Source organism: Mesorhizobium sp. CA8 (genome assembly GCF_020164955.1).
Classification (GTDB): Bacteria; Pseudomonadota; Alphaproteobacteria; order Rhizobiales; family Rhizobiaceae; genus Mesorhizobium.
In genome coordinates this window covers 84,880-103,469 of record NZ_JAIUHG010000015.1, presented here as the reverse complement: position 1 = coordinate 103,469, position 18,590 = coordinate 84,880, and the positions used below count along the sequence as shown (strand labels likewise).

Sequence of the window (18,590 nt, the reverse complement as noted above, 5' to 3'; positions counted from 1 at the left end):
CAAGCGACATAGGTGAGCACTCCGTCCAACACCCCTCATCCGACCGAGCTTCGCTCGGCCACCTTCTCCCACAAGGGGAGAAGGAAGAACGCGGCACCGGCATCCCGCAATTACCACTAGATAGCGGTTTTGCAGCGGCGATGGCCCAGGACTTTCCTTCTCCCCTTGTGGGAGAAGGTGGATCGGCGCGACAGCGCCGAGACGGATGAGGGGTGTCGGACGGGTCGCAATCGTTGGATGAACCATCATGGCCGAGAAAATCATCCTCGCTTCGGGCAGCCCGTACCGCAAGGCGATGCTCGTCAATGCCGGCCTCGACATCGAGGCGGTGCCGGCAAATGTCGACGAGCGCGCGCTCGAGGCTCCGCTGAAGGACAGCGGCGTTTCGCCGGAGGATGTCGCGTCGATCCTGGCCGAGGCCAAGGCGACCGACGTCAGCGAGCGCAGGCCAGCTTCCCTCGTGCTCGGCTGCGACCAGACCCTGTCGCTGGGCGACGAGATTTTTCATAAGCCCGCCGACATGGAAGGCGCTCGCCGCCACCTGCTCGCGCTCTCCGGCAAGACGCATCAATTGAACAGCGCCGCCGTGCTTTGCCGCGACGGCCAGGTGCTGTGGCGTCATGTCGGCGTCGCCAGCCTGACCATGCGCAAGCTCGATCCTGCCTTCATCGGCCGGCACCTGGCCCGCGTCGGCGCCAAGGCGCTGTCCAGCGTCGGCGCCTATCAGATCGAAGGCGAAGGCATCCAGCTGTTCGAGAAGATCGAGGGCGACTATTTCACCATCGTCGGCCTGCCGCTTTTGCCGTTGCTGAAGGAATTGCGCGGATTGGGAGCGATCGATGGCTGAGGCAAAAGCTTTTGTCACCGGACATCCGATCGCCCATTCGCGCTCGCCGAAGATCCATGGTTATTGGCTGGCGCAATATGGCATCGACGGCAGCTATGAAGCGATCGACGTCGCGCCGGCGGATTTCGCCGCCTTCCTGAAATCCCTCGGCGAGAACGGCTACCGTGGCGGCAATGTCACCATTCCGCACAAGGAAGCCGCTTTCGCCGGAGTGGCCCGCCGAGACCATGCGGCCGACGCGATCGGCGCCGTCAACACGCTGTGGTTCGAAGATGGCCTTCTCTGGGGCGGCAACACGGACGGCTACGGCTTCGCCGCCAACCTCGACGACCATGCGCCGGGCTGGGCTGCCAATGGGCCGGCCGTGGTTCTGGGCGCCGGCGGCGCCTCCCGCGCGGTCATCCATGCGCTGAAAGAGCGTGGCATCAAGGATATCCGCATCGTCAATCGGACGCTCGCGAGAGCCGAGGAACTCAGCCGCCACTTCGGCGCCGGCGTTTCGGCGCACGGCGCGGGCGCGGTCCGCGAGCTGCTTGCCGATGCCGGCCTGCTCATCAACACCACGGCGCTTGGCATGCATGGCAACGAAGCCCTCGCCGCCGAGCCGAGCGCGTTGCCCGGCCACACCATCGTCACCGACATTGTCTATGTGCCGCTCGAAACGCCTTTGCTTGCCGCGGCCAGGGCGCGCGGCCTGAAGACCGTCGATGGGCTCGGCATGCTGCTGCATCAGGCCGTGCCCGGCTTCGAGCGCTGGTTCGGCCGGAAGCCAGATGTCACGCCCGAATTGCGGCGCATGATCGTTGCCGACATCGAGGGCCATTGATGATCGTGCTCGGCCTCACCGGATCGATCGGCATGGGCAAGTCCGCCACGGCGAAAATGTTCGCCGAGGCCGGCGTGCCTGTGCATGATTCGGATGAGACGGTGCATCGCCTTTATTCCGGCAAGGCAGCGCCTTTGGTCGAAGCGGCTTTCCCGGGCACGACGCAGGCAGGCGCGGTCGATCGCGCGAAGCTCGCCGGAAAAGTGCTCACCGATCCAGCTGCGCTGAAGCAGCTCGAGGCGATCATTCACCCGCTGGTGCGCGCCGACGCCGATGCGTTTCTGGCGAGACATCGCGCCGCCGGCGCGCCGCTCGCCGTGCTCGACATCCCGTTGCTGTTCGAAACCGGCGGCCGCAACCGCGTCGACAAGGTCGTGGTCGTCACCGCGTCGCCCGAGATCCAGCGCCAGCGCGTGCTCGCCAGGCCCGGCATGGACGAGGAGAAGTTTTCGTCCATCCTCGCCAAGCAGGTGCCCGACGCCGAAAAGCGCCGCCAGGCCGATTTCGTCATCGACACCGGCCATGGCTTCGATGCGGCGCGAAAGGCGGTCGAGGCGATCATCGCCGAACTCTCAGGGGAAAAGTCCGGCAAAGCCGGCTCCTGACATTACAGCGCCGCGCGTCCGTTCGGACGCGCAAGGACGCTGTAACGCTTTGATTTCGCGCATGATCCTTTTCCGAAAATCGATTCCGATTTTCGGAGGTCATGCGTCAGGCCGTCACCAGCCCCCATTGCCATTTTGTTCTGGTGTATGATTCTGCTCGCTTGGGAAGCGAACTGATTCGAATGCGTGAAATCATCTTCGATACGGAAACCACTGGCCTCGATTTGCGCGACGACCGCATTATCGAGCTCGGCGGCGTCGAGCTGGTCAACCGTTTCCCGACCGGCCGCACCTTCCACAAATTCATCAATCCGCAAGGGCGCGCCATCCACGCCGAGGCGCAGGCCGTGCATGGGATCAGCGCCGCCGACCTGGTCGGCAAGCCGACCTTCGCCGAAATCGTCGATGAGTGGCTGGCCTTCACCGACGGCGCCAAGCTGATCGCGCACAACGCCACCTTCGACCTCGGCTTCCTCAACCTCGAATATAGCCGGCTCGACCATCCGGCCATCGATCCCGGCCGCATCGTCGACACGCTCGCTTTGGCCCGCCGCAAGCATCCGATGGGCCCAAACTCGCTCGATGCGCTCTGCCGGCGCTACGGCATCGACAACACACGCCGCACCAAGCACGGCGCGTTGCTCGACTCCGAATTGCTGGCCGAGGTCTATATCGAGCTCATCGGCGGCAAACAGGCGGCGCTGGTTCTGGAATCCGTGGCCGTGCAGATGAACGGCGCCGGCGAGGTGGCCGATATCGACATCTCCATCGGCGCCCGGCCCATCGCCCTGCCGCCGCGGCTGAGCGAAGCGGACCGCGCGGCGCATGCCGGGCTGGTTTCGACGCTGGGCGAAAAGGCGCTGTGGCTCAAGGTGGCGGTGGCTTGAGCGGGCGCTGTTGGCGCTGACGTTGGAGATTGGCCAAAACCTCCGTGACGTCGTCATACTCGGGCTTGACCCGAGTATCCATGCCGTGCCCGTTGCCGTAGGGTGCAACGGAGCAGAATTCTGTAACCGTTGCAACGCATTGGCTTAACGGCATGGATTCCAGGGTCTGCGCGCGTCGCTCCGCTCCTTGCTCCGCCCTGGAATGACGACCGCGCGGAGGTTTTCGCCAATCTCCGACGTCTAAACAAAACAGCCCGGCGCGAAGCCGGGCTCTCGAAGTGGTATGGCGTCGTTCGCCTCAGCTCACCTGGACTTTGCTCGCCGCAGCCTGATCCTCGGCAATCCTCTGCTGGAACATCTGCGCGAAGTCGATCGGGTCGAGCATCAGCGGCGGGAAGCCGCCATTGCGGGTGGCGTCGGCGATGATCTGGCGGGCAAAGGGGAACAGCAGCCGCGGGCATTCGATGAAGAGCAGCGGCAGCATGTGTTCCTGCGGGAAGCCCGAAATGGCAAAGACGCCGCCATAGACCAGCTCGACATTGAACAGCACTTCCTGGTCGAAGGAAGCCTTGGCGTTCAGCGTCAGATTGACGTCGAACTGCTTGTCCGAAAGCGGGTTGGCGTTGACGTTGACATTGATGGCGATGCCCGGAGCCTTGTCGCGGCCACGCAGCGAATTGGGCGCGCCGGGGCTCTCGAAGGACAGGTCCTTCACATATTGCGCAAGCACATTGAGCGAGGGCTGGTTCTGGGTGCCGTTGCCGTTGCCGTTGGCGGCGCCGGTCGCCGCGTCATCGTTGCTGGCCATGAGCCTTTAAGTCCTTTTGCCTGGGCAGCATTGCTGACCGGATTGAAATCGCGGGTTCGCTACCATGCTCGGCCGGACAAAACAAGTTTTGCCGCCCCTATCGGCGACAGGTCCGGGACTAATCGTTTTTCAGCCGCCGCCAGGGCGAATTGTGGTCCGGCCGGTTCGGATAATCGTCGCGCGAATAGTCGCTGTCGTCGAGGTCGATGACGTTGTCGCGCCGGCGGGCCGAAAAGCCGCTGCCGAAGCTGGTCGCCATGACGATGCGGTTCTTGAGCAGGCGCCAGGCGAAGTCCCGCAGCGGCGGCAACAAGAGAAGAATGGCGAAGATGTCGGTGATGAAGCCCGGGATGATCAGAAGGATCGCCGCAAGCACGATCATCGCGCCATGCGCGAGCTGGCGGCTGGGGTCGCGCCCGGCATCCATTTCCGTCCGCACCCGCGCCATGACGCCGAAACCCTGATGCCGAAGCAGCAGGCTGCCGGCGACGCTGGACAGGATGACCAGCCCGACCGTCGCCAAAGCGCCGATTTCGCGGCCGACGACGACGAAGCCGGCGATCTCCAGCAGCGGCAGCAACAGCAGGAACAACGGAATGAAGGAAATGCGCAAAGTCTCGACCGATCGCTTTCTTCTTTTGCGGCGCTCGCGGACAATCGCCGCTGGCCTTGGCGCCTTTAGATAGGTATGGCTGCCTTTGATTTGAATGATAGCGCCTGCCGTTCTATATGCTTTGGGTGTTGAACGCTATGCGACCGCGATCCCCGAGGGGTTTACGCCGGTGCGGCAAGGACAGGGATCGAGTTGGCGGAAATTATGGGTTTCTTCGACTTCGGCACGATTTTCTTTTTGATTGCGGCGGTTGTGATCTTTTTCCAGCTGCGCAACGTGCTTGGACGTCGCACTGGAAACGAACGCCCGCCCTTCGATCCCTATTCGGCGAGCCGCACGCGCGAGGCCGATGCGGGGCAGAAGCCTGAAAATGTCGTGTCGCTGCCGCGCAAGCGCATGCCGGGCGAACCCGCGGCCGACACCTATGCCGCGATCGACGCCTTCGCCAAGCCGGATACCGACCTCAACAGGGGCCTGCGCACGATCAAGGACAATGATCCGTCCTTCGATCCCAAGACCTTCGTCGACGGCGCCAAGATGGCCTATGAGATGATCGTCATGGCCTATGCCGACGGCGACCGTAAGACGCTGAAGAATCTCCTGTCGCGCGAAGTCTATGACGGCTTCGTCGCCGCGATCGGCGAACGCGAGGCGAAGTCGGAAAAAATCCAGTCCTCCTTCGTCGGCATCGACAAGGCCGATATCGTCGCCGCCGAAATGAAGGGCTCGGAAGCGCATATCACGCTGCGCGTCGTCTCCGAGCTGATCTCGGCGACCCGCGACCAGGCCGGCGCCGTGATCGACGGCGACCCGGAGACGGTGGCCGAGGTCAAGGACGTCTGGACCTTCGCCCGCGACACCCGCTCGCGCGACCCGAACTGGAAGCTCGTCGCCACCGAAGAAGAAGACTAGATCCAGGCGGCGGGGCTCGGTCGTGCCGCTCTCTCCCATACTCAGCGAAAAATCTTTTGACGACCTGCCCGGGTGGCGCGGGGATGATCATACTGCAGCCTTCGCTGCGTTTCGCCGCTCGGCTTTCCAGGCGCCGATAAAACCCTACCGGACCGGATCGCTTGGCGTCGATTTCAATGCGTTTGCCGATGCCTATGCCGAGGCGCGCGCCGTTTCGGCGCCGGGCAGGTCCGAGGCGCGATCCTTCTTCGAGCGGCATTTCGTACCGATGCTGGTCAAGGCTGAAAACGGCTCGGGTCTCGTCACCGGCTTCTACGAACCCGAGGTCGAGGCCTCGCCGGTCAGGACCGGGCGGTTCACCGTGCCGTTGCTGTCCCGCCCCTCCGACCTGATCGACGTCGACGACGGCAACCGGCCGGCCGGCATGGATGCCTATCTGGCCTTCGCCCGCCGGACGGATGGTGTTCCGGTCGAATATTTCGACCGCGGCGAAATCGAGCGCGGCGCGCTCGCTGGCAAAAATCTCGAAATCGCCTGGCTCGCCGAGAAGGTCGACGCCTTCTTCATCCATGTGCAGGGCGCTGCGCGCCTGAAGATGACCGACGGCAGGCTCGCCCGCGTCACCTATGCCGCGAAGTCCGGCCAGCGCTTCACCGGCCCGGGCAAGATCTTGAGCGATCTCGGCGAAATCCCGCTGGAAAAGGTGACGATGCAGTCGATCCGTGCCTGGTTCAAGGCGCATCCCGACCGGGTCGACGAGATCCTCTGGCAGAACCGCTCTTATATCTTCTTCCGCGAGGCCGCGGTCGATGACGCCGCGCTTGGTCCGATCGCCGCTGCCAAGGTGCCGCTGACGCCGGGCCGCTCGGTCGCGGTCGACCGCCTGCTGCACACATTCGGCACGCCCTTCTACATCGATGCGCCGACCCTCACCGCCTTCGATGAAAAACCGTTCCGGAGGCTGATGATCGCGCAGGACACCGGCTCGGCCATCACCGGACCCGCGCGGGGCGATCTCTTCGCCGGCTCCGGCGGTGCCGCCGGCGAAATCGCCGGCGTGGTCCGCAACGCGGCCGACTTCTATGCGCTGGTGCCGCGTGCGCTTCTGCATGGAGCGACCCGGTGAGCCGCCGTGACGACCATCTCAGCGACGACGACCGCATCCTGTGGAACCTGGTCGCCCGCTCGGCCCGGCCGCTGAAGGGCAAGACCGCCGTCGAGATCCCCGACATCGTCGAGCCCAAGCCCGAGCCGCCGCGGCCTGCCGCCAATGGCGTCGCGGCCGTGGCCGCCAAGCCGAAGACCCCGCATGTGGCGCACTCGCTCGACGACCAGACGCTGCACAAGTTGGAGAAAGGCCGGCTGCCGATCGAAGGCCGCGTCGACCTGCACGGCATGACGCAGGACGAGGCCTATTCGCTGCTGCTGACCTTCCTCAACCGCGCACATGCCGGCGGCGTCCGCTACGTGCTGATCATCACCGGCAAGGGATCGTCCTCGGGCGGCGACGGCATCCTGCGCCGCGCCGTGCCGGCCTGGCTGTCGACGCCCGCCTTCCGCCACCTCGTTTCCAGCCACGACCATGCCGCCCGCAACCATGGCGGCTCGGGCGCTCTCTATGTTCGGCTGCGGCGGACGCGTCCATGAGGCGACCGGTGTGACCCCGTTCGGCGAGAAGCTCAGGGCGCTGCGCGCCGAGCGCGGCGTCAGCCAGAAGGCGATGGCCGAAGCCATCGGCGTCAGCGCCGCCTATCTGTCGGCGCTCGAGCACGGCCGCCGCGGCGCGCCGACCTGGACCCTGATCCAGAAGATCATCGGTTATTTCAATATCATCTGGGACGATGCGGAGGACCTAGCCCGGCTCGCGGAAAGCTCGCATCCCAGGGTCAGGATCGACACGTCCGGCCTGTCGCCGGCGGCGACCGAGCTGGCCAATCTGCTCGCCGAGAGCATCGAGAGGCTCGATGAGGCGGAACTGCGCCGCCTCAGCGCATCGATCCGCACGGCTCTTGGCCGGCGTCCATAATTCCAGGTGTCTGGCACCAGCGGATCGCATTGTCCGCTGGCGCTTGGTTCGGCTCTGTCTGAAGTCTTGAGATCAGGGTTTGCCGGCGCTGCCGCCATTGGTGCTGCCCCGGCCGCCATTGCCTTGATGGCCCTGATGATCGCGGCCACCATTGCCGCCGCCAAGGCAGTTCGCGGAGCTGACGCTGCAGCAGCGGCCGCTCCACAGGTCGTTGAGACTGGTCTTGGCGCAGCTTTTGGTGGTCTCGTCCGCCAGGGCCGATCCGCTCAGGGCCGACGCGGCGATGGCCGCAAGCAAAGTGTTTCGCAGGCAAGCAGTCATTGAAATTCTCCATGGTTGGGTTTGTCGTCCACGGCTATGTGTCGCCGGCCGAACGGAAACGGTTCATGGAGTCGAGAAAAATTTCGAAGTGCGTGAGCCTGAGGCTTTCGCCTACTGCACGGAACCGACAAGCACCTGCTGGCCGTCGCGGATCGAGACCCAGCGTCCGGTGTTGTCGATCGCCTGGCGCTTGAGGAAGCGATAGCCGGTCGCGTCCCAGGCTTTGATCTTGTCGGTCAGATTGTCGAGAACGTAGTCGCCCTTGTCGGTGCGCACCGTCAGCACCGAATGGCCTTCGCCATCGGGCTTGCGCACGACGGTGATCAAAAGGTCCGCCAGCGACATGCCCATTCGGTAGAGCTGGCGGCGCTTTTCCAGCACATAGTCCTCGCAATCGCCATAGCCGTCGTCCGGATAGGCCCAGACTTCGTCCTTGCCATAGTGATCGAGGTCGCTCATCGGCTTGACGGCGGCGTTGACCTTGGCCGTCACGCTGATCAGCCGGCGCCACAGGCTATCCGTCATCCTGGCCGGATCGAGATCGACCGGGCGGATGTTGCATTCGCTCGGATGCGACTTGCAGAAATCATAATGGCCGATCGGCTGCGACGTTAGGCCGCCCGTGGACATTGCGCCCGCCGCCCATGCCGGCGCCGCCCAATGCGCAGAGATCGCCAGTCCTGCGGCTGCGCATAGGCGCAGTATCCGCGTCATCGCTGAGGAAGTCATTGCCCCCGCCCTGTTCTTTATTAACGAAACGTTAAGGGCGATTTACAGTCCGTGTCAATTAGAGACGACGGCCAGTTTGACGGCATGGTTACCTGGACGATCCCGTAGCGACACTTTCGCAACAGAGGCATGGGCGCAACACCGCCAGCCGCCGGGCGGCGGCGGAACGAAGGAGTTGCGCCGTTCAGCTTTTTGCGGAACGGACCAGCTTCGGCTTTGTCGCCACCCGGTTCTGGCGGCCATAGCTGGAAGTGAAGTCGACGATGCGCGGCACGATCTCCGAGCGGAAGCGCGAGCCGTTGAATACGCCGTAATGGCCGACGGCCGGCTGCATGTAATGCGCTTTTTTGTCGGCCGGGACGTTGACGCAAAGGTCATGCGCGGCCTGGGTCTGGCCGAGTCCGGAAATGTCGTCGTTCTCGCCTTCGATGGTCAAAAGCGCGACGTTGCGGATCGCCCTCGGATCGACCGGCTCGCCGCGATGCGTCATCTCGCCTTTCGGCAAAGCGTGGCGCACGAACACGGTGTCGACCGTCTGCAGGTAGAACTCCGCCGTCAGGTCCATCACCGCAAGATATTCGTCGTAGAAGTCGCGGTGCTTCTCGGCGCTGTCACCGTCATGCTTCACAAGGTGCATGAAGAAATCCTTGTGGGCGATGATATGGCGATCGAGGTTCATGCTCATGAAGCCCGAAAGCTGCAGGAAACCCGGATAGACCTCGCGGCCGAAGCCTGGCACCGGCCACGGCGCCTGCATGATGACATTGTCGCGGAACCAGTCGCTGCCTTTTTCCTCGGCCAGGAGATTGACCGCGGTCGGATTGCGGCGGGTGTCGACCGGACCGCCCATCAGCGTCATGGTCGAGGGCACGAACGGGTCGCCGCGCTTCTCCATCACCGAGACCGCCGCCAGCACTGGAACGGAAGGCTGGCACACGGCCATCACATGCGTGTCGGGGCCGAGCGCGTGGAACATGTCGATGACATAGTCGATATAGTCGTCGAGATCGAAGCTGCCTTGCGAGACCGGCACCATGCGGGCATCGACCCAGTCGGTGATGTGCACGTCGGCATGGGGCAGCATCGCCTCGACCGTGCCGCGCAGCAGCGTCGCATAATGGCCCGACATCGGCGCCACGATCAAAAGCTTCGGGTCGGGCTTGCGGCCGGCGGGCAGCGCGCGCTCGAAACGGATGAGGTTGCAGAAGGGCTTCGACCAGACCGTCTTTTCCGTGACGTCGACGTTTTTCCAGTCGACCACGGTCTTGTCGAGGCCGAATTGCGGCTTGCCATAGCGCCGGGTGGTGCGCTCGAAGAGCTCGGCGGTCGCAGCCACCGAGCGGCCGAAGGGTGTGTGGGAAATCGGATTGAGCGGGTTGGAGTAGAAGAGCCGCACCGCGTCGGCATAGAGACGGGCCGGCTGCAGCGCCGCATGGTTCAGTTCGTAGAGCTGGTAGAACATCGCGAACCTCGCTGCCGTCCGACGACCAAAAGGACGACGAACAGCGCCGAGCCTTGAATGTCTCCCGGCGAGGTTAGCAAGATATTGTTGCGATGCAATACGTCATTTTGTCTGACGAATGCTTCTTTGGTTTAACCTGTTGAGAATCAGCCTCGAACGGTGGAGCCGGCTCAGTGTGCAGTGCCGAAGTGTGAAGGATATGTGTCCGGCCCCTCATGCCGGACACCGGCCACGATCCGGGACCCGCAGGCTCGCCTTGGATCGTGGTGCGACAGCAAGAGCGTGGTGCCGAAAAAGCGCGAGGCGGCTCGGTCGAGCCCAGGCTCCGTTTTCGATTCAGAGCCGGATCAGACGCGCGCCATACAGACTGCGGTGTGGCCCGAACCGATGAAGCCGAGCTCGCTGGCGGCGCCGCGGGACAGATCGAGCATGCGTCCCCTCACGAACGGACCGCGATCGTTGATGCGCACGACCACGCTGCGGCCGTTGTTCTTGTTGGTGACCCTGAGCTTGGTGCCGAAGGGCAGGGAGCGGTGGGCGGCGGTCAGTGCCGAGGGGTTCATGCGTTCCCCTGAGGCGGTTCTGGAATGCAGCGCATACCAGGAAGCGCGACCGCACTGCGCGGCGGCGGAGGAGGCGGACGAGGCGCCAGCCATCAGGCCAGCCGCGATCGTTACCGCGACAAGCGCGGTCCGGTTGGTTTTCTTCATGCTTTGGGGGAGGCTCCGTTGATCGAATAGCCCCGCCTAGGTGCCGAATGAGGCGGGAAATGCGGCAGCGTTCTGGCGGTTCCATGGCGGCGGCACACGTTTGGAGTCGCCGCGAAACAGTTTGTCATGATATTTCTGAAGCCGGAGGGCCGTATTCTTAAGGAATATCGGACCGGCATCCGGGAACGTTCCGGGCAAGATCGGTCTGCAGAATTTGCACTACAGAGGAACCGAACTGTTTCGATTCCTCAGCGTCTTTGTTGCGTCCCCGTTGCTGTTCAGGATCGACTTTAGAAGAGGGTCAATCCGATGCGATTGATCAGATTTGTGCTGGCGCTGATTGTGCTGTCTGTGGGTGTGCTGTGGTCGCTGCAAGGCCTCGGTCTGGTCAAGGGCAGCTTCATGACCGGGCAGGCGCAATGGCTCTATATCGGCCTCGTCACCTTGCTGGTCGGCTTGGTCGGGCTGCGCTGGGCGAACCGCTCGCGCATCTGATCTTGCGCATGTGATTTTTGAATTGCCGGCCGACGCCGGCGCCGCGCTCAAACCCGGCCGAACAGCTGGTCCAGGATGGCGCCTTCGATCCGGGCAAGCTCCGCCGAACCGTGCCGCCGCGGCCGTGCCACCGCCACGTCGAGGTCGAAAGCGATCTTGCCGGCGCTGATCACCACGACGCGGTCGGCCAAAGCGACGGCTTCGCCGACATCATGCGTCACCAGCACGGCGGTGAACTTCTGGTCGAGCCATATGCGCTCCAGAAGCTGCTGCATCTCGATGCGGGTCAGCGCGTCCAGCGCGCCGAGCGGCTCGTCCAGCGCCAGGATCTGCGGCTGGCCGACCAGCGCGCGGGCAAGCGCCACGCGCTGTTTTTGACCGCCCGACAGCACCGACGGCCACTCGCCGGCGCGATCGGCGAGCCCGACCTCGTCCAGCATGGCAAGCGCCCGCTGCCTGGCCTCGGTGCCGCCGGCGATGCCGGTCAGTCCGATCTCGACATTTTTCACCACGCTGGTCCAGGGCAGCAAGCGCGGTTCCTGGAACATGAAGCGCGTGCGGCTGTGACCTTCCTCGTCCGAGAGGGTCACTGAACCGCTGCTCGGGCGGTCGAGCCCGGCCAGCAGCCGAAGCAGCGTGCTCTTGCCGCAGCCGCTTTTGCCGATGACGGCCAGGAATTGTCCGGCCCGCACGTCGAGGCTGATGCCGTCGAGGACGATCTTGTCACCGAAACGTTTCCCCACCTCCTTGAAGGCGAAGGCCCGGCGGCCCCCGACCGAGCCGATCGCCCGCGCATGCGCGGGCGCCGCGATGAGGGAACGTGCAGTCAGGGTGGCGGCCGGCATCTTTGTTCTCACCCTTTCTGGAAGGCGGGATGCCAGCCGAGCGACAGGCGCTCGAGCAGGCGGGCCAGGCTGTCGGCGAGCTTGCCGAGCAGCGCATAGATCAGGATCGACAGCACCACGACATCGATCAGCAGGAACTCGCGCGCCTGCATGGCCATGTAGCCGAGGCCGGAACTGGCCGAGATCGTCTCGGCGACGATCAGCGTCAGCCACATGATGCCCAGCGCATAGCGCAGGCCGACGAAGATCGAGGGCAGCGCGCCGGGCAGGATCACGCGCAAGAACAAGGCGCGCCGGTCGAGCCCGTAGACCCGGCCCATCTCGACCAGCTGCGGATCGACGCTCTGGATGCCGAGCAGCGTGTTGACATAGATCGGGAAGAACACGCCGAGCGCCACCAGGAAGAGCTTGGCCTCCTCGTCGATGCCGAACCACAGGATGACGAGCGGGATCAGCGCCAGATGCGGGACGTTGCGGATCATCTGCAGCGTGGTGTCGGTGAGGCCGCGGCTCAGCGTCGACAATCCGTTGGCGAGGCCGAGCGCGAAGCCGATCGAGCCGCCGATGGCGAAGCCCGACAGCGCGCGCAAAGTGGAGACGCCGATGTTGCGGATCAGTTCGCCCGACAGCGTCAGCCGCCAGAAGGCCTCGGCCACCGCGCTCGGCGCCGGCAGCACATTGGCCGGGATCAAGCCGGCGCGCGCGGCGGCTTCCCAGCCGGCGATGATTGCCGCCGGCAGCAGCCAGCCGGCCGCGCCGTTGTGGGCAAGACGCGCGGCAAGCCTCACGACGCCGCCTGCAGTCGGCCGGCGCCGTGGAAGCCGACGGTGAATTCGTTGGCGATGTCCTTGTGCGCCCGCTGCCGCTGCGTGCCGAGGCCGAGCCGCGGGAACAGGAGTTCGGCGACGCGGTAGGCTTCCTCGAGATGCGGATAGCCGGAGCCGATGATGGTGTCGATGCCGATCGCCTGGTATTCGCCGATGCGCTCAGTGATCTGCTCCGGCGTGCCGACCAGCGCCGTGCCGGCGCCGCCGCGCACAAGTCCCACGCCGGCCCACAGATTCGGCGAGACGACGAGCCGGTCGCGCCGGCCGCCATGCAGTTCGGCCATGCGCCGCTGCCCGACCGAGTCCATCTCCTTGAGGAAACGCGCCTGCGCGTTTTCGATCTGCGCGTCGGTAACATGGCTGATCAGCCGCTCGGCGGCGCGCCAGGCCTCGTCCTCGGTCTCGCGCACGATGAAATGCAGCCTGATGCCGAAACGCAGTTTGCGGCCGCGCCGCGCCGCCTTCTCGCGCGCCGAGGCGATCTTGCCGGCGACCTGCGCCGGCAGCTCGCCCCAGGTTAGATACATGTCGACGAGGTCGGCCGCGAGCTCCTGGCCGGCGTCGGACGAGCCACCGAAATAAAGCGGCGGCCGCTCCTGCAGCGGCAAGAGATCGAGGCGGCCGTTCTCGACGCGGTAATATCTGCCGTCGAAATTCACCCGCTCGCCGGACACCAGGCCGCGCCAGATGGTGAGGAATTCCTGCGCCTGCGCATAACGCTCGTCATGCGGCAGGAACACGCCGTCGCCGGCAAGCTCGGTCGGATTGCCGCCGACCACGACATTGAGCAGCAGGCGGCCGTTGCTCAGCCGGTCGAGCGCCGCGGTCTGGCGCGCCGCGAAGGTCGGCAGCGTCACGCCGGGCCTCAGCGCGACAAGGAATTTCAGCCTTTCGGTCAGCGTCGCAAGGCCGGCGGCGGTGATCCAGGAATCCTCGCAGTTCTGCCCGGTGGGCAACAGCACGCCGGGGAAACCCAGCCTGTCGACCGCCTGCGCGATCTCCTTGAAGTAGCCGAATTCGGGCGGACGCTGCTGCTTCTCGGTGCCGAGATAGGAACCGTCGCCATGCGTGGGGATGAACCAGAAGAAATCGAGCGGGCTTGATGATGCGGTCATGGCTGATACCCGGGAGAAGACGGACGAAAACAAAGGCGGCGCCTGGCGTTCGCCGCCCGGCGCGGTGACAGGGCTCAGTTGCCCGGCGCGGTCCAGACGGCGTCGGATATGCGCACGGCTTTCGGGATCAGCCCAAGCTTGAAGAAGCGGTCGGCCGTCGCCTGCTGGCCGGCGACGATCTCGTCGGTGATCGGGTAGATGCCGAATTTGGAGCGGTTGGCGGCGATGGTCTGCGCATCGAGCGGCACGCCGGTCACCTCATGCAGCGCCTCAGCCACCTTGTCGCGGTTCTGGTCGGCCCATTTCGCCGCGTCGCCAAGCGCGGCGATCGTCGTCGAGACGAAATCCGGATGCGCCTTGGCGAAATCCTTGTTGGCGAGGAAATAGGTGTTGACCTTGAGCACGTCGCTGGAGCGGGCAAGCACGCGTGGCTGGTAGCGGGTCTCGGCGATGGCGAAGAACGGATCCCACACCGCCCAGGCGTCGATCTGGTCGCTGGCGAAAGCGGCGGCCGCGTCCGCCGGGCTGAGATAGACCGGCGTGACCTGGTCGAAGGAGATGCCCGTCTTCTCCAGCGCCGCGACCAGGAGATTATGCGCGCTGGTGCCCTTGCCGACGCCGATGCGCTTGCCCTTGAGATCGGCCAGCGACTGGGTCGGCGAGGTCGGCTTGACGAAGATCGCTTCGCCGTCGCCATTGGAGGGCAGCGCCGCCGCATAGACGATGTTGGCGCCGGCCGACTGGCCGAAGATCGGCGGCGCGTCGCCAGTCCAGCCGACATCGATGGCCCCGACATTCAAGGCTTCCACCAGTGGCGGGCCGGCGGTGAACTCGACCCATTTCACCGCCACACCCTTGTCGGCCAATGCCTTTTCGATGATCTGCTGCTGCCGGGCGATCACCGGCAGGCCGGCCTTCTGGTAGCCGATGTTGAACGCCTTGAGGTCCGGCGCCGCGGCGCCGAAAGATGTCGTCCCAAAAGATGCGGCAAGGGCCGCCGCTGCCAGCAGGCCGAAAGCGCGTCTCGTCAGATTGAACATGATCCTCTCCTTCGATGGCCCGGCTGTGGGGCCGTTTGGAATGAGGTCAGGTTAGGTAACTCTATAAAGTTAGTAGAGGAATGATCTTGCGAGTTCGCGGCGCAAGCTGGAATCGTTTTTCCACAACCGGCTCCGCCGCCACGCGCCGGTCCGCCTGGAACAGGGAACGCCGCTGCGGCCTGTCATTGCGACCAGTACTGCCAGGCCCAGTAGAAGCTCTCGTCGCGCGGCGGCAGGCGGTCGCGTTCGCCGGCAAACAGCACCGGGGTCGGCGATTTCGGCTCGTCCTGCGGCCGCTTGTCTTCCAGGCGCTTTTCGCTCGGCGGCAGACGCAACAGCCATGTGCCGACATGCGCGAACAGCACTGCGGTGGAATGGGTCATCGTCTTTCTCCTTTCGCTTGCGTTCATTCCCGCCCCGCCCAGGGCACCAGGACCCGCTCGATCCGGCGGATGACGAATTCCAGGGCAAAGGCGATAATCGCGATCACCAGAATGCCCATCACCACCACGTCGGTGACCAGGAACTGGGCCGCCGACTGGATCATGAAGCCGAGCCCGCGCGTCGCCGCCACCAGCTCGGCCGCCACCAGCGTTGACCAGCCGGCGCCGAGCGCGATGCGCAGGCCGGTGAGGATCGAAGGCAGCGCGCTGGGCAGAATCACATGGCGGATGACCTGGGCTCGGGTGGCGCCGAGCGATCGCGCCGCGTCGACGCGCTCGCGCGAAACACCCCGCACGCCGGCGGCGGTCGACAGCGCGACCGGCGCGAGCATGGCGATGGCGATCACCAGGATCTTCGACGGCTCGCCGATGCCGAACCAGATGATGATCAGCGGCAGATAGGCGAGCGGCGGGATCGGCCGCAGGAATTCGAGCAGCGGATCGAACACGCCGCGCCCGACCCGGCTGATGCCGATGGCGAGGCCGACCGGGACGCCGACGAGGATCGCGGCGATCAGCGCCGCGAACACGCGCCAGAGTGACGCGACGACGTGCTGGAGCAGCGTCGCGTCGATGAAACCGTCGCGGGCGACGATGACGAACTTGGCCCAGACAGCCGCCGGCGAGGGCAGGAAAACCGGCGGCACCAGCTGCAGCGAGGCCGACACCGTCCAGGCGGCGAGCAGCACGAGGATGGTGATCGCGCTGACGAGCCTGGCTGAAACGGCCGTCCGTTTCGGCCGCGGCCGCGACCATGGTACCGAAAATCCCTCGGTCTCGCCGGCCTTAGCTTTCGCGCGTTCGCTATAGGCGTCGACGCTCATGCAGCTTCTCCCTCGAAGATCGCATCGGTCAACTCCGCACGTGCCGCGGCAAAGGCCGGATCCGCCTTGATCGCGCGGATCGGCTTGCCGGCCGCGTAGCGGCGGCCGAAACAGGTTTCGAAACTCCGCACGACGTGCCCCGGTGCCGGCGCCAGCACGACGATCCGGGTGGCCAGCACCAGCGCCTCCTCGATACCGTGCGTCACCATCAGCACGCCGACCTTGCTTGCGGCCCACAGATCGATCAGCGTCGTCTGCATGCGCTCGCGCGTCAGCGCGTCGAGCGCGCCGAGCGGCTCGTCGAGCAGCAGGAATTCGGGTTCGGCGGCCAAAGCGCGGGCAAGGCCGACGCGCTGGCGCATGCCGCCGGAAAGCTCCCAGACGCGCTTGTCGCCGGCATCGCCGAGCTTGACCAGCGACAGCAATTCGTCGGCGCGGCGCGCCCGCTTGTCGGCCGACACACCGCGCAGCCTGAGCGCGAAGGCGACGTTTTCCCGCGCCGTCAGCCAGGGGAACAAAGCATCGTTCTGGAACACCACGGCGCGGTTCGGCCCGGGCCCGGTGATCGGCCGGCCGCCAACCGTGGCCAGACCAGCCGCGGGCTCGACCAGGCCGGCGGCGACGTTGAGCAGCGAGGTCTTGCCGCAGCCGGAACGGCCGACCAGCACGACGAAATCGCCCTTGCCGACGTCGAGCGAAACGCGCTCGACCGCCGGTGCCGGCTGGCCGTTATAATGGACGCTGACCTTATCGAGGGTAAGATGCGGCATTGGGTTCTGCCTCTGCTGCCAAGCAATTCCAGGAAGTGTGAAACGCTTGGGCCCGGCGGCTTCGCCGTAGCTTGCGTCCGGAATTGCGTTAAACGAGAAAGGGCGCCTGCCCCGAAGCCGCGCCTCGTAAGCGGTTTCGGGACAGGCAAGCGCAAGGCCAGGGAAGAAGGCGCCGCGCTTCGGACAATCCCCGGAAAGGCGGTCATCCCTCCGGGAATTGCATGGAGAAAGCTCAATTCGAGGCGAGCGCCTCGCTGGCATATTTCGCCGTCACATATTTCGAATAGTCGGGCAGCACGGCATCGACCTTGCCCTGCTCCTTGAGGAAGGCCGACGTCGCCGCGACGGCCTTGACGGTTGCGCCGCCGAGGAACTTGTCCGAAGCCTGCTCTTCGAGCGACGGGAAGACATAGCCCTTGAGCAGTTCCGGCACCTCCTCCAGCTTGGCGCCGGTGAGCTTGGCGATCTTGCCGGCCTCCGGCGAAGACACCGACCACGCCTTCGGCTTGGCGAGGAACTGCGCATAGGCCTTGCCGGTCACCTTGACGAAATCGCTCACGGCCTCGGGGTGCTTTTCGGCAAAATCGCTGCGCACGATCCACGCATCGAAGGTCGGCGCGCCCCAGGCGGCCACCTGCGAGGAGTCCAGCACCACCTTGCCGGACGTCTTGACCTGGCCGAGGGCCGGATCCCAGACATAGGCTGCGTCGATGTCGCCGCGCGCGAAGGCGGCGGCGATCTCCGGCGGCCTCAGATTCAGGATTTGCACCGACTTCGGGTGGACGCCTTCATGCTTCAGCGCCGCGAGCAGGCTGTAATGCGTGGTCGAGACGAACGGCACGGCGACCTTCTTGCCGGCGAGGTCGGCGACCTTCTCGATGCCTGAGCCGTTGCGGGCAACCAGCGCTTCCGACGGGCCGATCAGGCCGACGACGAAGATGGTCTCAATCGGTAATTCGCGGCTGGCGGCCGCGGCCAGCGGGCTCGAGCCGACATAGCCGATATCGACCGAGCCGGAGGCGATCGCGGCGATCACGTCGGCACCGGAATCGAACTTGCGCCAGTCGATCGCGGCCTTGGTCGCCTTTTCATAGGCGCCGTTGGCCTGCGGCACCTTCGAAGGCTCGACCACCGTCTGGTAGCCGATGGTGATCTTGAAATCCTCGGCGCTGGCCGGACCGAGCAAGGTGGCGGTGGCAAGCGCCGCCGACGAGAAAAGCAGAACGCGTCGTGAAAGGATTGACATTGAAAGGCTCCATAACCCCTGAAACTGGATTGCCTTTCTATCGTCTGCTAATTCTATTTAGTTTGTAGAGTTACATCCTTCCAACGAAGGGCGCATTGTTGGAAAAGTGTCACCGGGTACCGACGGAATGGGCGCAAAAGGACGGTCGCGGATAGCGGGGGAGGACGCCTGCTGCACCTTCGGTCGCCCTTGGGATTGGCGGAGCCGTCCCTCAGGTCGTCACTCTAGGGCGGAGCAAG

Annotated in this window: 23 protein-coding genes; 9 read left to right on the top strand and 14 right to left on the bottom strand. The window is 65.0% G+C overall.

Features of this window, described 5'->3' with window-relative positions; genetic code table 11:
- Window positions 1-247: 247 nt before the first annotated feature.
- From LB553_RS17835 to dnaQ, 4 genes are all read left to right on the top strand, one after another.
- Window positions 248-847, top strand: coding sequence for a Maf-like protein (locus LB553_RS17835; RefSeq protein WP_224515308.1), 600 nt, complete (start codon window positions 248-250; stop codon window positions 845-847).
- Window positions 840-1,673, top strand: coding sequence for a shikimate dehydrogenase (locus tag LB553_RS17830; protein ID WP_224515306.1), 834 nt, complete (start codon window positions 840-842; stop codon window positions 1,671-1,673). The genes LB553_RS17835 and LB553_RS17830 overlap by 8 nt, the downstream gene beginning before the upstream one ends.
- A complete protein-coding gene (gene coaE, locus LB553_RS17825; RefSeq protein ID WP_224515304.1) occupies window positions 1,673-2,278 on the top strand; it encodes a dephospho-CoA kinase in 606 nt (201 codons plus the stop codon). The genes LB553_RS17830 and coaE overlap by 1 nt, the downstream gene beginning before the upstream one ends.
- A gap of 182 nt (window positions 2,279-2,460) precedes the next feature.
- On the top strand, window positions 2,461-3,165 hold the full coding sequence (gene dnaQ, locus LB553_RS17820; RefSeq protein WP_224515302.1) for a DNA polymerase III subunit epsilon: 705 nt from the start codon (window positions 2,461-2,463) through the stop codon (window positions 3,163-3,165).
- A gap of 298 nt (window positions 3,166-3,463) precedes the next feature.
- Here dnaQ and secB read toward each other — a convergent pair whose 3' ends face one another.
- Window positions 3,464-3,973: a protein-export chaperone SecB gene (secB, locus tag LB553_RS17815; protein WP_224515300.1), complete on the bottom strand. Its 510-nt coding sequence runs from the start codon at window positions 3,971-3,973 to the stop codon at window positions 3,464-3,466.
- A gap of 118 nt (window positions 3,974-4,091) precedes the next feature.
- Window positions 4,092-4,586, bottom strand: coding sequence for an FxsA family protein (locus LB553_RS17810; RefSeq protein ID WP_224515298.1), 495 nt, complete (start codon window positions 4,584-4,586; stop codon window positions 4,092-4,094).
- Between the two features lie 204 nt (window positions 4,587-4,790).
- On the opposite strand from LB553_RS17810, the gene LB553_RS17805 reads away from it, so the two are divergent.
- The 4 genes from LB553_RS17805 to LB553_RS17790 are packed head-to-tail and all read left to right on the top strand — an operon-like array spanning window position 4,791 to window position 7,524.
- Window positions 4,791-5,498 (top strand): Tim44/TimA family putative adaptor protein, encoded by a 708-nt coding sequence (locus LB553_RS17805; RefSeq protein WP_224515296.1) that lies wholly within the window; start codon window positions 4,791-4,793, stop codon window positions 5,496-5,498.
- A gap of 22 nt (window positions 5,499-5,520) precedes the next feature.
- The gene (locus LB553_RS17800) at window positions 5,521-6,624 is read left to right on the top strand and encodes a murein transglycosylase A (protein ID WP_224515294.1); all 1,104 of its coding nucleotides are present in this window, start codon (window positions 5,521-5,523) and stop codon (window positions 6,622-6,624) included.
- Entirely contained in the window at window positions 6,621-7,145 is a 525-nt protein-coding gene (locus LB553_RS17795; protein ID WP_224515291.1) for a Smr/MutS family protein, read from the top strand. Before LB553_RS17800 ends, LB553_RS17795 begins: the two co-directional genes overlap by 4 nt.
- A gap of 10 nt (window positions 7,146-7,155) precedes the next feature.
- A complete protein-coding gene (locus LB553_RS17790; RefSeq protein ID WP_224515389.1) occupies window positions 7,156-7,524 on the top strand; it encodes a helix-turn-helix domain-containing protein in 369 nt (122 codons plus the stop codon).
- 72 nt (window positions 7,525-7,596) lie between these two features.
- On the opposite strand, the gene LB553_RS17785 is transcribed toward LB553_RS17790, so the two are convergent.
- From LB553_RS17785 to LB553_RS17770, 4 genes are all read right to left on the bottom strand, one after another.
- A complete protein-coding gene (locus LB553_RS17785; RefSeq protein WP_224515289.1) occupies window positions 7,597-7,845 on the bottom strand; it encodes a hypothetical protein in 249 nt (82 codons plus the stop codon).
- A gap of 111 nt (window positions 7,846-7,956) precedes the next feature.
- Window positions 7,957-8,574, bottom strand: a complete 618-nt coding sequence (locus LB553_RS17780; protein ID WP_224515287.1) for a transglutaminase-like cysteine peptidase — start codon at window positions 8,572-8,574, stop codon at window positions 7,957-7,959.
- 184 nt (window positions 8,575-8,758) lie between these two features.
- Complete coding sequence (locus tag LB553_RS17775; RefSeq protein ID WP_224515285.1) at window positions 8,759-10,036, bottom strand: polyhydroxyalkanoate depolymerase; 1,278 nt, start codon at window positions 10,034-10,036, stop codon at window positions 8,759-8,761.
- Window positions 10,037-10,383: 347 nt separating this feature from the next.
- Window positions 10,384-10,746: a septal ring lytic transglycosylase RlpA family protein gene (locus LB553_RS17770; protein WP_224515283.1), complete on the bottom strand. Its 363-nt coding sequence runs from the start codon at window positions 10,744-10,746 to the stop codon at window positions 10,384-10,386.
- A 309-nt stretch (window positions 10,747-11,055) separates the two neighbouring features.
- Between LB553_RS17770 and LB553_RS17765 the strand changes: the two genes are divergently transcribed.
- Window positions 11,056-11,241: a hypothetical protein gene (locus tag LB553_RS17765; protein WP_224515281.1), complete on the top strand. Its 186-nt coding sequence runs from the start codon at window positions 11,056-11,058 to the stop codon at window positions 11,239-11,241.
- Window positions 11,242-11,288: 47 nt separating this feature from the next.
- Here the strand turns inward: LB553_RS17765 and LB553_RS17760 are convergent, their stop codons facing one another.
- The 8 genes from LB553_RS17760 to tauA form a co-directional block, all read right to left on the bottom strand.
- Window positions 11,289-12,086: an ABC transporter ATP-binding protein gene (locus LB553_RS17760; RefSeq protein ID WP_224515279.1), complete on the bottom strand. Its 798-nt coding sequence runs from the start codon at window positions 12,084-12,086 to the stop codon at window positions 11,289-11,291.
- 8 nt (window positions 12,087-12,094) lie between these two features.
- Window positions 12,095-12,874, bottom strand: a complete 780-nt coding sequence (locus LB553_RS17755) for an ABC transporter permease subunit (RefSeq protein ID WP_224515277.1) — start codon at window positions 12,872-12,874, stop codon at window positions 12,095-12,097.
- The gene (ssuD, locus tag LB553_RS17750) at window positions 12,871-14,028 is read right to left on the bottom strand and encodes an FMNH2-dependent alkanesulfonate monooxygenase (RefSeq protein ID WP_224515275.1); all 1,158 of its coding nucleotides are present in this window, start codon (window positions 14,026-14,028) and stop codon (window positions 12,871-12,873) included. The genes LB553_RS17755 and ssuD overlap by 4 nt, the downstream gene beginning before the upstream one ends.
- Window positions 14,029-14,102: 74 nt before the next feature.
- Window positions 14,103-15,068, bottom strand: coding sequence for a sulfonate ABC transporter substrate-binding protein (locus LB553_RS17745; RefSeq protein ID WP_224515273.1), 966 nt, complete (start codon window positions 15,066-15,068; stop codon window positions 14,103-14,105).
- Between the two features lie 182 nt (window positions 15,069-15,250).
- Complete coding sequence (locus LB553_RS17740) at window positions 15,251-15,451, bottom strand: hypothetical protein (RefSeq protein ID WP_224515271.1); 201 nt, start codon at window positions 15,449-15,451, stop codon at window positions 15,251-15,253.
- Window positions 15,452-15,474: 23 nt separating this feature from the next.
- Window positions 15,475-16,335, bottom strand: a complete 861-nt coding sequence (locus tag LB553_RS17735; protein ID WP_224515269.1) for an ABC transporter permease subunit — start codon at window positions 16,333-16,335, stop codon at window positions 15,475-15,477.
- On the bottom strand, window positions 16,332-17,105 hold the full coding sequence (locus LB553_RS17730) for a taurine ABC transporter ATP-binding protein (protein WP_224515267.1): 774 nt from the start codon (window positions 17,103-17,105) through the stop codon (window positions 16,332-16,334). Before LB553_RS17730 ends, LB553_RS17735 begins: the two co-directional genes overlap by 4 nt.
- Before the next feature lie 232 nt (window positions 17,106-17,337).
- Window positions 17,338-18,351 carry a taurine ABC transporter substrate-binding protein gene (tauA, locus tag LB553_RS17725; protein ID WP_224515264.1) on the bottom strand — a complete coding sequence of 338 codons (1,014 nt, stop codon included), beginning with the start codon at window positions 18,349-18,351 and terminating at the stop codon, window positions 17,338-17,340.
- Between the last annotated feature and the right edge of the window lie 239 nt (window positions 18,352-18,590).